The organism is Kitasatospora sp. NPDC043949 (genome assembly GCF_056435365.1).
The window spans coordinates 158,677-172,954 of record NZ_JBWKEQ010000014.1 but is presented as its reverse complement, the minus strand read 5'-3'; the positions used below and the strand labels follow the sequence as shown (position 1 = coordinate 172,954).

The window sequence follows — 14,278 nt, the reverse complement described above, 5'->3', positions numbered from 1 at the left end:
TCTTCTCCGCCGAATCCTCCGGCTCCGAGTCACTGTTGTGCTCAAGCGGCCGCTTCGGGGCCCCATCGCCCTCCTGGGTGCTGGCGGCAGCCGGTGCCTCTTCCGGAGCGGGGACAGGACTCAGCGGGGAGTAGTGGCTCTCGGAGAGGAACAGGGACACATCCCTGTTGCCCTCGGGGGCACCGGGTACCGGCGCCAAGGAGTGCCAGTTGACCCCGTCGAAGATGTGCAGCCGCACCCCCAGGGCCGAGGCGACGATCGTCGGGATCAGGTCCCCGTTGGACCCGGCCCACCACCCCCTGGTCTTGGCCATCCAGGCCAGGTCGCTGAAGGTCGACCCGCGCTCGGTCGCGAAGACGGTGACCAGGTCACGGTTCTGGCTGATCCACCTCGTGACGCGGTTGCGCAGCGTCGTCACTGCCTGCGGGCTGACGGCCGTCCCCAGCTGGTGGTTGACGGAGTGGTAGAGACAGTCGCCGTCGCGGGGCACCTCGTGGATCTGGTAGCCCAGCTGGTAGAGGTCCGAGCGGTCGCGGAGGCTGCGGTGGTACGTCCAGAGTTCGGGCAGCAAGGGCAGCCCCTCCTCGGCCATCCTCCGGTACACCTGCCACGGGGCGCTCTCGGCGTACCGCGGCCTGTCGGCGTGGAAGACCTCGTCGAACGTGTCCAGGTACTTCTCCACCTCCGGTCCGCCGCCCGAGTACGTCACGATGTCGCCGCGCAGCTTGTCGTACCGGCGTTGCAGGTGCTGGGCACGGTCGGCGGCGAACTGCCCGGCGTCGAGCGGCCGGTCACCTGACAACCCCAACTGCTCCCGGATCTTGGCCAGTGCCTCGAAGCCGAAGCCGCGTTCCTTGCCGTAGACCGCCGCGGGCTTGCGCCACAGGACGGTCCCACCCGGCGGCTGGAACCCGTGGTCGACCATGCCCAGCGGCTGGTGGCCATTGCCCTTGCCCACCGGCGCAAGACCGTTGTCTCGTTCACCCGCCGCCAGGCGGCCGCCGTGCTTCTGATCGAACGGGACGGTGAACCGGCCGGACGCGGTGGGCGGGGTGGGGATCACCACACGCTCGTAGCCCGGCGCCATGCCTCCGGCCTTGGTCTTGCCTGCGTCCTGCTCGTGCCACTTCTCCATCCGCTCCCGTCCGCTGGAGCCCTTCTCCTCCAGGTACGTGACCTTGTGGCCGAGCAGCGCGGCGGCTTCCAGGTTTCCGGAGCGGGTCCCCAGGTGGTTCATGTCGTAGTGGCGGTCCAGGAAGTCGTACAGCCTCAACTGCCCGGTCCTGAGGTTCTCCGTCCAGACCGAGGGGTCCGGTCCGCCGTCCTTCCAGAAGCCGGTGATGTGGTGGATGGTGTCGATCCCGAGCTCCGCGCGCATCTCCGCGACCAACTCGTTCCACTTGTTCTGCCGAGAAGGGTGCGGGTCACCGGTGATGAGCACCATGCCCTGCTCACGGGCGACCTCCCGCAGGATCTGCCGCACGCCCTGGAAGCTCGTGTCGTGCTCCATCCGGCCACCCAGGTCGGCCCACTGGGTCACCTTGCCGGTGAAACGGGACCACAGCACCAGGACCTTCGCACCCTCGGCAGGAAGCGTGATCCCACGCTCCCCCAGCCAGCCCGCGACCTGCTGGTCGCGCGCGGGGTCCATCTTCCAGGCGTCACGGACGGTCTCGCGCAGGGTTTCCGAGAACACCTTGGCGACCTTGTCGGTACCGAACGTGACGCTCTTGACCACCGCCTCCTGGTCCTGCTCGGAGAGGACCTCCCAGTCCTCGGCCACGATGCGATGAGCCTCCGCGTCCATCACCGCGTAGAGATGACTCGTTTCCATGCTCGGTACGTCCACGGTGTGGATACGGTCGTCGGAGATCCCGATGGAACGGTAGAAGGCCTCGATCTCCAGGGACTTGTCCTTGGGATTGACGGCATGACCCTCCGCCGTCCGCGGCCCCCGCGCGATCAGAACATGCAGATTCGGGTCGTTCAGCAGCGCGACCGAGATCCCGAACTGGTCACCGGACGAATAGCCCGGCTGCTTGATGAGCCGCTTGTGCTCCGCCGGCAGGTTGTCCTCATGGATGTTCGCCCTCGGCGCGACGTCGAGCGGGCCACCCTCGTGCGAGCCGATCCCGAGCGGAGCCGACACCGGGTCCACCCAGACATGCTCACGGTCATGCACCGCCGCCAACGACCAGGCCTCATCCCAGGTCCGGCCATGCGTAGCAGCCGGGTCCAGGTGCCCCACCACCGACGAGATCAGCTGCAAGTGCCGCTCCCGCAGACCACCCTGCCGCAACCCCTCCGGCGCCGGAGCCCGGTGGTCACCCAGCAGACTCCCCTCGACCGCAGGACGATGAGACAGACCCGAAGCCCGGTACTCGTCCCGCAGACCGATCTGGTGGCCCAACTCGTGCGCGTAGTCGATCGGATCCGCGTCCAGCCACCAGGACTTCTGGTCCATCTCCCGGCCCCGCGAAACCAGGTCGACCGTCAGATGCGCCCGCTCACCCAGCCTGGCCGGCAACACCGTGACATGCATCCGGTCACCATTGGCCAACCGGTAACCAGGCGCGTTGAGGTACTCCTCCACACCCCGAACGACCTTGTCCCACACCAGAGCCGTGTTGTGACCCCGACCACCCTCGACGAAATCGATCCGCACCGTCAGATCCGTCACCGGACCCTCATGATCGAACCGACGCGCCTCGAACGACGACTGCACCACGAAACGCGGCGTCCGATCCACCACCATCCGCGGCGCCGACACCGGCGACTCCACGGACTCATGCACGACCACCGTCTCGTCGGAGGTGTGGACGACCGCCTCGCCGTCGGGCCGGGGCCGCAGCGTGAGGTCGGACGGGGCCTCGGTGTGCGACGGTGCGGGCTGCTCCTCGGGCCGGGTGGTGGCGCCGGTCAGCGCCGTCTCGATGGACTCGGGGAGGTCGTCCTGCCGAGGGCGTTCGTGCGAATCCGTCTCGTGCGAATCCGTCTCGCGCAAATCCGTGTGGTGGCCCGCCCCCTCCGGGGTGTCGGGGCGAGCGGTCGTCCGGACCAGCGCGAGCTGCTCCTCGGCGGCCGCGGCCTCCTCCTCCCGGCGGCGGGCGAAGGCGTCCTCGTGGCCGCGTTCGTGGGCGCGCCAGCCGGCCGCGTCCAGGTGGGCGAGCTTCCACAGTTCGCGGTACCGCTCGAAGAACTCGTCGCCGTACTCGCGCTTGAGGAAGGCGATCACGTCGTCGGTGAGGACGTGCGGCGCCGCCCGGTCCTCGAACCCCGCCGCGGCGTCGTGCAGGGCGGGCGCGGCCTCGGCCTCGAAGGCGGCGTGCTCGGCCAGCTCCTCGGTGAGTTCCCGGTGCCGTGCGTCCCACTCCTCCTGGCGGACCTTCAGGTCCTCGGGCTTGCCGAACACCTGGTCGAAGGCGGAGGTGATCCGGTCCCGGTGGCCCTCCTTCAGGCGGCCGATGCCGTGCCCGGTGAGGCCGCCGTGCTCCTGGGCGGCCTTCTCGGCGGCCTCCTCGGCGGCGCGGCGGGCCGCGAGGCGGGCGGCCTGGTGGGTGAGCCGGTCGTGGACGGCGCCGGTGCCGGTGAGCTCGTCGAGCTCCCGCCCGAACGCCTCGGTGTCCTCGGTGTTCCGGTTGAGGTGGTCGGCGACCAGCCGGTCGACGTCCCGGGCCAGTTCGCGGGTGACGGTGCCACGGGCCTGCTGGACGTCGTGCTCGGTCGCCCCGAAGGCGGTGGCCCGGTCCTTGCGCTCGGCGCCGGCGTCCGTGTTCCAGGATTCGGTCGCCTTCTCCGCCTCCGTGGCGGCGCGCCGGATCGCCGCCTCGCGGACCGCCTGGACGGCGAACTCGTGCGGCAGGCCCTGGGCGCGGCCGGCCAGCGCCAGGCCGAAGAGGTCCGCGGCCTGGGTACGCTCGCGGCGCGGTCCGGCGGCCGTGTCGACGGGGCCGGCGACCTCCTCGAAGTCGGTGCCGAGGCGGTCCCGCAGCTGTTCCCTGATCAGGGTCACGCTGTCGGGTGACAGCTCGGGGCGCTCCGTCACCCCGGCGGCGGCGAGCAGCTCCCGGTCGGCCGGGGAGAGGCGGTCGTACCAGTCTGCGGTGGCCCGCTCGACCAGGTGCTCCGCCTGGGCGAGCGCGGTCTCGTGGTCGGCGCGGAAGTCGAGCTCGCCGCGCAGGTGCTCGGTGAGCCGGTTCAGGGCGTGCTGGGCCTGCGCGTTGCCCGCGCCGGTGAGGTCCTCCGGGCGGGCGTAGATCCGGGCCACCTCGGCCTCGGCCCGGGCGCTGAAGCCGCCCCGCGCCTCGCTGCGGATCAGGTCCCGGGTCACCGCCGGGAGGTCGGCGTGCGAAACCGTGACGGGGCCGTCGCCGAGGGCGCGCGGCGGGGCGCTCCACTCGGTCACCGTCCGGTCGAAGCGCTCCATCGCCACCCGGACGGCCGCCTCGCGGACCGCGGCGAGGTGGGTGAGGCCGTCGAGGCCGTCGAGGATCTGCTCGCGGTCCTGCGGCCGGGCCGTCAGCTCCTGGTACATCAGGTCCTTGGCGCGCTTCCACACCGCCGTGGGCAGGCCCGGCGGCGCGTCGTCGGGGAAGCGAACGGGCCCGTCGGTGAAGGCCTCGCGGAGCAGTTCCTCGGCCTGCGCGTCATGGACGTGGCCGCTGCCGTCCGGGTCCTGGCGGAGCTTGTCGGCCGCCTCGGCGAGCTTGGCGTCGTAGGCGTCCTGGAGGTCCCGCTGGGCCTGGCGCCACTGTTCCCCGCGCCGACCGCCCTCCTCGGCGCGGACGTGTTCGGGCGCGTCGGTGTAGTGGTAGGCCGGTGGCGGTTCCTGGCCTGGCGCCGATCGTTCGTGCTCCTGCGCGGATTTCGCCGCGTCGCCGAAGACCGAGGCCTCCGCCATGTCCGTGTGCTTGGAGCCCGACGTGTAGTGCTCCGGCAGCGGCGAGGGGTACGAGCGCACCAGCGGCTCGCCGGCCTCGACGCGCGCCCGGCCTTCCTCGGAGGCGGGGTTGACGTACTCGTACCAGTTCCCGCCACCCTCGACGACCGGCTTGCCGTCCCGGCCGAAGCCGACCTTCGCGGCGACCACGACGTGGCCCGTACCGGGGCCCTCCTTCATCGCGGTCGGGGAGTCGAACCCCGGCACCACCCAGACCGGACCGTCGGCCGCCACCGCCTTGACGTCGGCGAGCTTCGGGTCCGCCCAGACGTGCTCCATCACCTCCTGGACGTACCGGGAGTTGAGCGGCCCGTTCAGGTCGCAGGCGACGAACTCGATCGTGCGCCGGTCCCCGCCGAGGTGCCCGGTCTGGGCGAGCCCGCGCACGACGGAGGCCAGCTTCTCCACCGACAGCTCGCGGCCGTTGTGCATCGGCATCCCGTGCTCGTTGGTGTGGATCACCAGGGCGAAGCGGGACGGGTCGAGGGGCAGGCGCTCCAGGGCCTTCAACGTCTCCTGGGACGGCCTGTCACCGAGCACCCAGCCGGGCTGCCGCTCCGGGCCGGCGGACGGCAGGTGGTGGCCGTGCTCCTTCGGGGCGTTGGACTCGTCGACCTCCAGGTACTGCAGTTCCTCGTTGCGGGCGTGGGTGTTCTGGTTCTCGTGGGTGTTCTGGTTCTCGTGGGCGCTCTGCTGCTCGGGGGTCTTCTGGTTCTCGTGGGCGCTCTGCTGCTCGGGGGTCTTCTGGTTCTCGTGGGAGTTCTGGCTCCCCCGGGGGTTCTGCTGCTCGGGGGTCTTCGGGTTCTCCCGGGGGTTCTCGTTCTCCCGGGGGTTCTCGTTGTCGCGGGTGTTCTCGTTCCCCCGGGGGTTCTGCTGCTCCCGGGGGTTCGGCTGCTCGTGCCCGCCGGTCACCGGGACGTGGGCGGGGGCGGGGACGTTGGATTCGGACGTCGTGGCGGGCGCGGGCACCGTCTCGTGCGCCGGGGGTTGCTGCGTCGACTTCTGCCCCTGCTCGTGCGAGCCGCCGCCGGACGTCGGTACCTTGGCCGGCGGCTCGGGCTTGTTCGACGTCTCCTCGGGGGCCTTGGCCTCCGTCTTGGTCGGAGCGTCCTTGGTCTGCCGCTCCCCCGTCGTGGACGGCTGCGACTTGGAGCCGTCGGAACTGGTGGGCAAGTCCTTCGGCTGGGTGGCGTGCTCAAAGTTCCCCTCCGCCGCCAGCCGCGCCTCGCGGGCCTTGGGCCCCTCCGGCCGGGGGATCAGCAGCGAGGTCGGGTGCCCCATCAGCGTGGACGCGATGGCCAGCAGGGTTCGCGGGTGTCCCAGGCCGTAGTACTTGTCGTCGCTGCTGTTCCTGGACTCCTCGTCCCACGCGCGGATCTTGTCCTGGAAGCGGAGCCGGGCCGGGCCGGTGAGGGTGTGCCCGGCGTGGCCGATCGCGCCCATGGCGACGCCGGCGAAGAAGGTCTCGGCGGTGACCGAGAACGAGCCGTCGCCGAAGATCGAGTTGTAGGTGCCCTCGGTCAGGATGTTCTGGACGCCGCCCTTGAGGTAGCCGCCGATGCCCTCGCCGAACTTGTAGAGCATCTGCAGTCCGGTCTGCGGCCGCAGACCGTCCATCAGGTGGAGCGTCCGGTCCGCGAGGTCCTTGACGGCCTGGTGCTCGCCGCCCTTGCCGGCGTCCTTGACCGCCGCGTCCAGGAGCTTGCGGACGGTCCCGAGGTCCACGGCGTAGCGGGCGCCGCTGCCGGCGATCGTCTCGGCGACCTTCCGCCCGGCCTCGTTCGCCAGGTCCTTGGAGATGCCCAGGCTCCCGAGCTGCTCCTCGAAGGACTTGCCCATCTCCTGGGTGAACTTCTCGACGTTGGACAGCTTCTTCTCGGCGGCCTTGACCGCGTCCTCCGCCGCGTCCTTGCCTGCGGTCTTGGCCGCACCCTCCACGGCGTCCTTGGCCGTGGTCTTGGCCGCACCCTCCGCCGCGCCCTTGGCCGCGTCCTTGCCTGCGGTCTTGGCCGCACCCTCCGCCGCGTCCTTGGCCGCACCCTTGGCCGTCGTCTTCGTCGCACCCTCCACGGCGTCCTTCGCCGTGGTCTTGGCCGCGCCCTCCGCCGCGCCCTTGGCCGTGGTCTTCGTCGCACCCTCGACCGCGTCCTTGGCCGTGGTCTTGGCCGCACCCTCCGCCGCGCCCTTGAGGCCGTCCTTCACCCCGGTCTTGCCGAGGCCCGCCAGCCCGCCCTCGCCGGTCTTCTTGAGGGTGTTGAGCCCCGCGTTCTCCAGCGAGCGGCCCGCGCCCTTGGCGAGGTCTGCCGCGGTCTTCAGCTCGGCGCCGGCCAGGTTCTTGAGGTTGTTCTGCAGCTCCTTGCCGATGCCGCCGCCGAACATCTTCCCGAAGAGCTTGCCGAAGCCGAAGGTGAACAGTTCCAGCGGGCCGGTGAGCAGGCCGTTGATCGCGCCGAACTCGATCGCCTGGAGGAAGGTGTCCTTCTCCCAGTGGTCCTTGTGGCCCTGGCCGATCTGGATGCCCTGGATGATCCCGTCCATGATCATGGAGGTGGTGATGTTCAGGAACTCGTGCAGGGCGATCTGCTTGAACAGCCAGATGAAGACCTGCTTGACCAGCTCCCTGGTCGCCACCTCGGCGGCGAAGATGGTGGCCAGCGAAGCCCCGAAGGTGAGCGGGATGTTGGCGATGGCCCAGGCGATCTGCGCGGCCAGCTGGACCAGCTGGGCGATGATCATCCACTTGGCGTACTCGACCTGGTTGGCGGTCTTGTGGGCGTAGTCGCCGAGTTCCTTCGCCGAATCCCCGGAGGCCGTCACGTAGTCGGTGCCGCCGTCGGCGCCGATCAGCTGCCCCATCTGCTGGACGAACCGGTCGGCCGCCTCGCCCTCGAACTCCTCCTTGACGTAGTTCACCAACTCCAGCAGGTAGGAGCGGAGTTCGGGGACCTTCTTGTAGATCTCCAGGTAGTCGTCACCGGCCGTGCGCAGCCGGTCCTCGTTGGCCTCGGGCCACTTCATGCCGGTCACGAACCCGAACAGCTTGGCCAGGGCCGGGGGAAGCATGATCGACACGGGGGCGTACTCCTGGCGTTCGTCGAGGGTTGGGCGAAGCGGGCCGGACCGAGAACCTGACGGATCGTCAGTTCTGGTTCTTGGCTTCCTCGTCGGCGTTCTTCAGCATCTCGGAGGTCTTCTGACCCTTGGTTCCGGCGCCCTCGACCTGGTCGCGCACCTTCTTGAACAGGTCGTCGAGATCGGCGGTCGGCCCGTCCACGTTCTTGTGGTACTCCTTGCCGATGTCGTCGTTGCCCGCCGAGCTCTTGTTGAACTCGTTGATCTCGTCGGTCCACCGGCGGACTTCCTCGATGGTGTCCGAGAGCGGGCCGAACTTGGCGAACTTGTCCTTCAGGTCCGCCATCGCGGTCAGCTGGGGCTTAGCCACGGAACTCCTCCTGCCGGTCGCGCTTGCGGCGGTCCGCCGCGGCGGCCTCGTCGGCGTAGCCGGGCCGCATGTCCCGCAGCGGCGCGAAGAGGTCGTCGAGTTCGGTCCCGCCGGTCATCGAGGCCCGCAGGGCCTCGCCCAGGCCGCTGAACGCGCCCATGGTCTCCGCGACCCGCTCGCCGATGTCGGCCCGCGCGGTATTCAGCACGTCGGCCAGGACCTGCCCCAGCTGGGCCGGTGCCATCGACCGGTACGCGGTGGTGTGGAAGACCAGGGACACCACCTGCCCCTGCGCCCCGACCGTCGCGGTGACCATCCGGTCCTTGGACGTCACCGAGGCGGTGGCCGCCTGCAACTCCTTGGCGGCCACCGCCATCTTGGCCTGCTGCTCCTCCAGAGCGGCCATGGCCTGTTCGATCTGCTCGGCGTACGACAACGCCTTCACCCGCACTTCCGTCTCGTCCCGAATCCCGATGACGCGTCCCGGGCCTACGGGGGTGAGGCCCGGGACGCGCCGGCTCGTGGGGTCGTACGGTTCTCTCTACGGATGGGCGGGGTCCTGCGGTTCGACCGCCGACGCGAATCGCCCGGTCAGCGGCCGATGACGCCCGTCACGGCGCCCGAGTCGGTGCCCCAGACCTCCTCGTCCTCGGCCAGCCAGGTGGTGCGCTGCCGTTCCTTCTCCCCCTGACCGCCCGCGCCCGCGCCGGCACCGGCGCCCATAGGCGGCATCATGGGGCCGCCGCCACCGGTGGTGGAGACCCCCCGGCCCATCAGCTGGGCCTCCTCGCCGGCCAGCCCGGCCGCTGACGCCCGCTCGGCCGCCATGGTGCGGGAGGCCATGGCCTCCTCGGCGGCCGTCGCCCCCTTGTCGATGCCCAGGGCGGAGGCCAGGCGGTCGCTGACGCCGATGCGCGGCGGCCCCTGAGCGGCGATGCCGCCCATGGTCTTGGGGCCGGAGCCCTGGCCGCTGAAGGGCTCGCCGAACAGGTCGGTGCCGCTCTTGAGGGAGCTCGAACCGCCGGAACCGCCGAAGGAGATTCCGCCGCCGCCGAGCGAGCTCGGCAGGCCGGTCCAGCTGCTGCCGCTGCCGCCGCTGCCACCTCCCCCACCGAGGACGAGCCCGCCGCCCCGCCCGGAGAGCGCGTGCTCCTCGTCGGACAGCAGCTGCTCGAACTGCGAGACGGGCCGACCGCTCGCGGTGCGGACGGTGCCGTCCGCGTCGATCTTGTCGTCCTTGCGGAGCACCACCGGGTTGCCGTTGGAGTCCTTCAGCAGGTTGCCCTCGGGGGTGGTGACCGTGCCGTCGTCGTTGATCTTCGAGCCCGGCGGCACCTTGAACGGCGTATTGGACGTCGACCCGCCCGAACCGCCCGAACCGCCCGAGCCGCCCGACCCCGTGGTCGGCTGGCCCACGACGGTGCCCACCGGCACGTGCCGGGGCTTGCCGTCGGGGCCGAGCAGCGGCTTGCCGTCGGGGCCGATGAGTTCGCCCTTGCCGTTGACCGTCGTCCCCGGCGGGACGTACATCGGCTTGCCGTCCTTGTCGAGGACCGGCTTGCCGTTCTTGTCGAGCAGCGGCGCCTGGCCGTTGCCTCCGCCGATCCCCCCGATGCCACCGATGCCGCCGATGCCACCGGTCCCGGTGCCGCCGCCCTTGCCACCGCCCCCGCCGCCGATCCCGCCGGGCTTCGGCGGCGGGGGCGGCGCGATGCCCGGCGGCGGAGCACCGGCGCCGCCCTTCGGCGGGCCCTTGGTGTCGTCCTTCGGGCCGTCAGGACCGCCGGGCCCCTTGTCGGGGCCGTCCTTCGGGGGGTCCACCTTGTCCGGCGCCAGGTCCATGCCCGGGGCCGCGAACGACATCAGGACCCTGGCCGCGGCCTCGTAGGCGGTCGCCAGGGCGGTCCCGGCGTCGGTGGCCGCCTTGTCGAGCACCCTGACGACCTCGTCCGTCCACTGCTTGGTCGCCGCGTTGTTCAGGACCGTGGCGAAGGCGGCGACCGACGCGGTTCCGGTGGAACCGCTCGTCATGGTCGTAGAGCCGCCGGTGACCGTGGCCTCGTACGAATCCCCTGAGGCGTCGTTCGTCGGGTAGCGGGTCGCCGTCAGCTTCTGGACTTCCTGCGTGAACGCGTAGTGGATGCACAGGTCCGGCCAGGCGTACGTGGCGTGCTTGTCCGGGTCGTCGTTCTTCTTGTACGCCCACGAGCCCGTGGGGTCCGTCAAGGCGCTGTACCCGCGCCAGGGGTTGTACCCGTTGTTGTACATGTCCTGCTGGACCTTGACCAGCGCATCGCCTGCCGCCTTCAGCTTGTCGGCGATGCTGCTGCCCGCGGCCGGCGCGGGGGCGTCGTCCTTGAACGCGTCGAGGTCGCCGCTGAGTCGGTAGTGCAGCGTCTTGAACTCGTTCTGCAGCCCGACCAGGACCTCCTTGAACCGGCCGGCCGCACTGCCCTGGAAATCGCTGCCCGCGCCGTCCACGGACTCGGCCCACTGGTGGATCTTCGCCCGGTTGTCCGCGAAGAACGTGTCCACCAGGGCGAGGATCCGCGCCGCCTCGGTCAGCGTCTTGTAGTTCGTGTTGTCGTTACCCGGGCCCCCCTGGAAGATGGCCCCGCCGAGGATCTCTCCGGGGTCGGTATGGAACAGGTGCAGCACGCTCCCCGTCTTACCGGAGGGCTTGTCGTCGAAGAAGGGCCAGTTGTAGGTCACACCCAGGATCGTGGTGAACGCGGTGGTGGCGTTGCCGTCACCGTAGTCCCACTCCGCCCACATGTCGTAGCCGGCGTTGTGGGTGGACAGGCCGTCCTTCTTCTTGCGCAGGTTGTTGTTGTACCGGGAGTCCGTCACCAGCTCCTGCCCGGTGATCCACGGCTGCCCCGTGACGTCCCCCCGCTTCACGATGGCGCTGTGGTCCGACCCCGCGAACGCCTCCAGCATCTGTTCCCAGGTGTACGTGACCTTGGGCGCCTCTGTCTTGGGCGGCTCGTCCGCCATGGTTTCCTCCGAACGCGGTGACACGGGTCAGGACATCGGTGTGCCGTCGGATCGGGCGGCCCCACAACCGTCCGATCCGACGACGGCCCTCACTTGGGCGGGGCGGGAGCTCCGGTGACTCCGCCGAGAACGTCCTTGAGGACGTCCATCATCTGGGCCTCCGTCAGGGCTTCACCGTCTCCGAGGTGAAGCTTCTCCCGCGCCTTGATCAGGTCGAGCACGATCTTGTCGACGTCGCCCCGGATGGCCTCGATCGATTCGCCCACGCTCTTGGAGAAGGCGTCGAAGTTGGCCTTCAAGGCCTTCGTCGCGGGGAACGATTCCCGCCCCGGCTTCAGGGCCGGCACCTCGCTCCAGGACGTCTTCTGGCCGTTGACGTCCTGCTCGAAGGCGTTCAGGTCCTTCACGAAGGTCTCAAGACCCTCGACCGTCACCTTGATCGTCGATTCACCCATGGTCGCGTGCCCCCGCCCGGACTAGAACTGCTTGCCGGCGTTGTAGTCCGATTCGATCATGATGTCGTGCATCTTGGTGAGCGTGCCCGCCGCGCCCTCGATGTCCTCGTCCATCTTCGACTCGTTGGCCGCGACGACCCGGGAGAGCTCCTCGAAGGCGGTGGCGGCGACACCCTGGAAGTGCCCGCCGTCGATCACGCCCCTCAGCTTGCCCATGAGCTCGTCCAGGTTGCTGCGCATCAGGTTGCCGGCCTGCCGGAGCTCGGCCGCCGACTGCTCGACCGTCTCGTGGTGGAGCTGGATGTTTCCGAAGTCCATCGGTTCGCTTTCCCTAGTCTTCCTGCTCTTCCGACGCGCCCTCAGGCGCCCTGGAGCCCGTTGTAGATGCCGTCCGCGGCGTGTGCCCGGGCGTCGTCCTCGGCCTGGGTGAGGATCTGGTTGGCGCCCTGGGTGGACTGGACGAAGTGCTCGAAGGCACCGATGACCTGCTGGTAGCGCTGCATCCAGTCGTCGACCCTCGACTGGAACATGCTGCTCGCCCCGGAGATGTAGCCGGCGGCGAGCTCCTCCTTGATCCGCTCGACCGTGCGGCCGGCGGTCACCATGTTCTCGATCTGCTGCTCCAGGCTCGAAAGAACCTGGCGGATCGCCTCGTCTTCCTTCGTCAACATGGACGGTGTGCCCACGGCATGCTCCCTTCCCTGCACGAGCGGGGGCGCGACTGCGACCCCGCACACGTTCCTGACCGACTCAACGGGCCCGCGAGACCGGGTGGTTCAGCTGCACGGGGCCGAACCGGGCGCGGCGGCCGCGGCGGCGGCCGTCGAGGCGGCCGTCGGCGTGGCGGCGGCCCCGTCGGCCACCGCCGCCGGGTCGAGGAGCGGCCCGGCGGGGAGCAGCCCGACCACCGGGGCGGGCACCGAGACCGGCGTGGCGCCCCCGTAGCCGAGCTGTTTGGCGACGGCCGTCGAGGGCAACGGATACCGCACCCCGGCCTCGGTGACCAGGTACTCGGTGCTGCCCGTGCCCGCGCCGGAGACCGCCTTGACCAGGGCCCCGCGCCCGGGCCGGACGGAGATCCGGTCGGCCACCGCGCAGGTGCCGCCCGCCGCACCCGACGGGACCGTCGGCGGGCGGCCGGTGTCCGCCGCGGCCGCGTCCAGGAGGGTGATCGCGGTGACCGGGGAGCCGGCGCCGGTGTGCAGGTCGGCGCAGACCCCCTCGCCGTGCAGCGGAGTGACCAGGGTCGGCGGCGTCTCGGGCAGTCCCGTGGCCGGAGCCCCGCCCGGCGCGGTGTGGGCGGCCAGGTCGACCGGGCCGATCAGCGCGGGCGCCGGGGCGTTGTTCGCGTACGCCTCCTTCTGGGTGCGCGGATCGCCGCGCAGCAGCTCGTACAGGGTCGTGGTGAGCGGGACCAGGCCGTCCTTGGTGAGCAGGTAGTGCGCACCGCCGGCGACGTCGAAGAGCTGGCCGATGCGGGTCGGCTTCCCGGAGAGCACCGGGCCGTCGCCGCCGCGCCCGGGGACGGCGGGGGAGGCGAGATCCGGTCCGGCGGGCAGCGCGTTCAGCACCCCGGCCGGGACGGGGAAGGGCGTCGCTCCGCCGTAGCCGAGTGCCTGCAGGGCCTGGTTGGCGGTGTCGACGCGCAGTCGCTGGCCCTGCCAGAGCAGGTGCACCGTCCCGTCCGGGAGGGAGACCAGCACGGCCTGACCAGGGGTCAGCGCCTTGCCCTCCTTGACCGGGTCCATCAGCAGGCCCAGCCGGGGCGCGGGGGCGCCGGTCGGGCCGGGCTGGACGGTCCCGCACACCAGCCAGGTGCCGCCCGCGAGTTCGGCGGCCGGCGGCAGCCCGTCGGGGGCGCCGACGATCCCGACCGGAGCGCCGCGCGGCACGTCCGCGAGCGACGCCCGGCCGACCTGGGCGACCGCCATCTGGTCGCCGGCCACCAGCCGGGCGCTGGTGTCGTTCAGCACCGGGTGCAGCTGCCCGCCCACGAACAGGTAGCGGGCGCCCGTCTCCTCCACCACCACGAGCGTGCCGGGCTTGGTCCAGCCGGCGTCGCCGCCGGGCTTGATGACCCCGTACACCACGACCCCGAGCCCGATCAGGACGGCCACGGCCAGTCCGGTCGTGGTGCCCCGGGTGGTCCGCCCGGTGGGGGTGTCCGGCGCGTCGGGCTCGGCCCGCAGCATGCCGGAGGCCAGCCTGCTCATCACGAACAGGTGCGCCTGCACCTGGTCGCGTCGGGACTGCATCCAGTTCCTCCCCGGTGTCCGGGCGCGCCGCTTCCGCGCCCCCACCCCGGTGCTACGGCCCGGAGGGGCGCGAGAGTTCACCGGGCTTCGTCGACCGCGGTTCTCCGTGGCTCGGCGTCAAGTCAAGTTGTCTGTACAGCTCCGGGCCCCTTGGCGGCCATCGGATCGTCATCGAACTCCCCGGCCCCGG

The 14,278-nt window shown here is 70.9% G+C and carries 8 protein-coding genes; all 8 read right to left on the bottom strand.

Translation table 11 applies throughout. From position 1 onward, the window contains the following. The coding region (locus AC07AL_RS14695; protein ID WP_478317596.1) for a WXG100-like domain-containing protein at positions 1-8,002 on the bottom strand (8,002 nt) is incomplete at its 3' end. 76 nt (positions 8,003-8,078) lie between these two features. Then, on the bottom strand, positions 8,079-8,381 hold the full coding sequence (locus tag AC07AL_RS14690; protein WP_363587577.1) for a hypothetical protein: 303 nt from the start codon (positions 8,379-8,381) through the stop codon (positions 8,079-8,081). Continuing rightward, a complete protein-coding gene (locus AC07AL_RS14685; protein WP_363587575.1) occupies positions 8,374-8,826 on the bottom strand; it encodes a YbaB/EbfC family nucleoid-associated protein in 453 nt (150 codons plus the stop codon). Before AC07AL_RS14685 ends, AC07AL_RS14690 begins: the two co-directional genes overlap by 8 nt. Before the next feature lie 146 nt (positions 8,827-8,972). After that, positions 8,973-11,378 carry a hypothetical protein gene (locus AC07AL_RS14680; RefSeq protein ID WP_478317593.1) on the bottom strand — a complete coding sequence of 802 codons (2,406 nt, stop codon included), beginning with the start codon at positions 11,376-11,378 and terminating at the stop codon, positions 8,973-8,975. An 89-nt stretch (positions 11,379-11,467) separates the two neighbouring features. Next, a complete protein-coding gene (locus AC07AL_RS14675) occupies positions 11,468-11,833 on the bottom strand; it encodes a hypothetical protein (RefSeq protein WP_363587571.1) in 366 nt (121 codons plus the stop codon). Between the two features lie 21 nt (positions 11,834-11,854). Then, positions 11,855-12,151: a hypothetical protein gene (locus AC07AL_RS14670; protein ID WP_363587569.1), complete on the bottom strand. Its 297-nt coding sequence runs from the start codon at positions 12,149-12,151 to the stop codon at positions 11,855-11,857. 41 nt (positions 12,152-12,192) lie between these two features. Further along, a complete protein-coding gene (locus tag AC07AL_RS14665) occupies positions 12,193-12,504 on the bottom strand; it encodes a hypothetical protein (RefSeq protein WP_400472581.1) in 312 nt (103 codons plus the stop codon). 105 nt (positions 12,505-12,609) lie between these two features. Continuing rightward, entirely contained in the window at positions 12,610-14,088 is a 1,479-nt protein-coding gene (gene eccB, locus AC07AL_RS14660) for a type VII secretion protein EccB (protein WP_363587565.1), read from the bottom strand. Positions 14,089-14,278 lie beyond the last annotated feature (190 nt).

What these genes read in the sequence shown, in the direction of transcription:
- AC07AL_RS14665 (WP_400472581.1), bottom strand. Translation starts at nt 12,504, where the DNA reads ATGTTGACGAAGGAAGACGAGGCGATCCGCCAGGTTCTTTCGAGCCTG.
- AC07AL_RS14670 (WP_363587569.1), bottom strand. Translation starts at nt 12,151, where the DNA reads ATGGACTTCGGAAACATCCAGCTCCACCACGAGACGGTCGAGCAGTCG.
- AC07AL_RS14675 (WP_363587571.1), bottom strand. Translation starts at nt 11,833, where the DNA reads ATGGGTGAATCGACGATCAAGGTGACGGTCGAGGGTCTTGAGACCTTC.
- AC07AL_RS14680 (WP_478317593.1), bottom strand. Translation starts at nt 11,378, where the DNA reads ATGGCGGACGAGCCGCCCAAGACAGAGGCGCCCAAGGTCACGTACACC.
- eccB (WP_363587565.1), bottom strand. Translation starts at nt 14,088, where the DNA reads ATGCAGTCCCGACGCGACCAGGTGCAGGCGCACCTGTTCGTGATGAGC.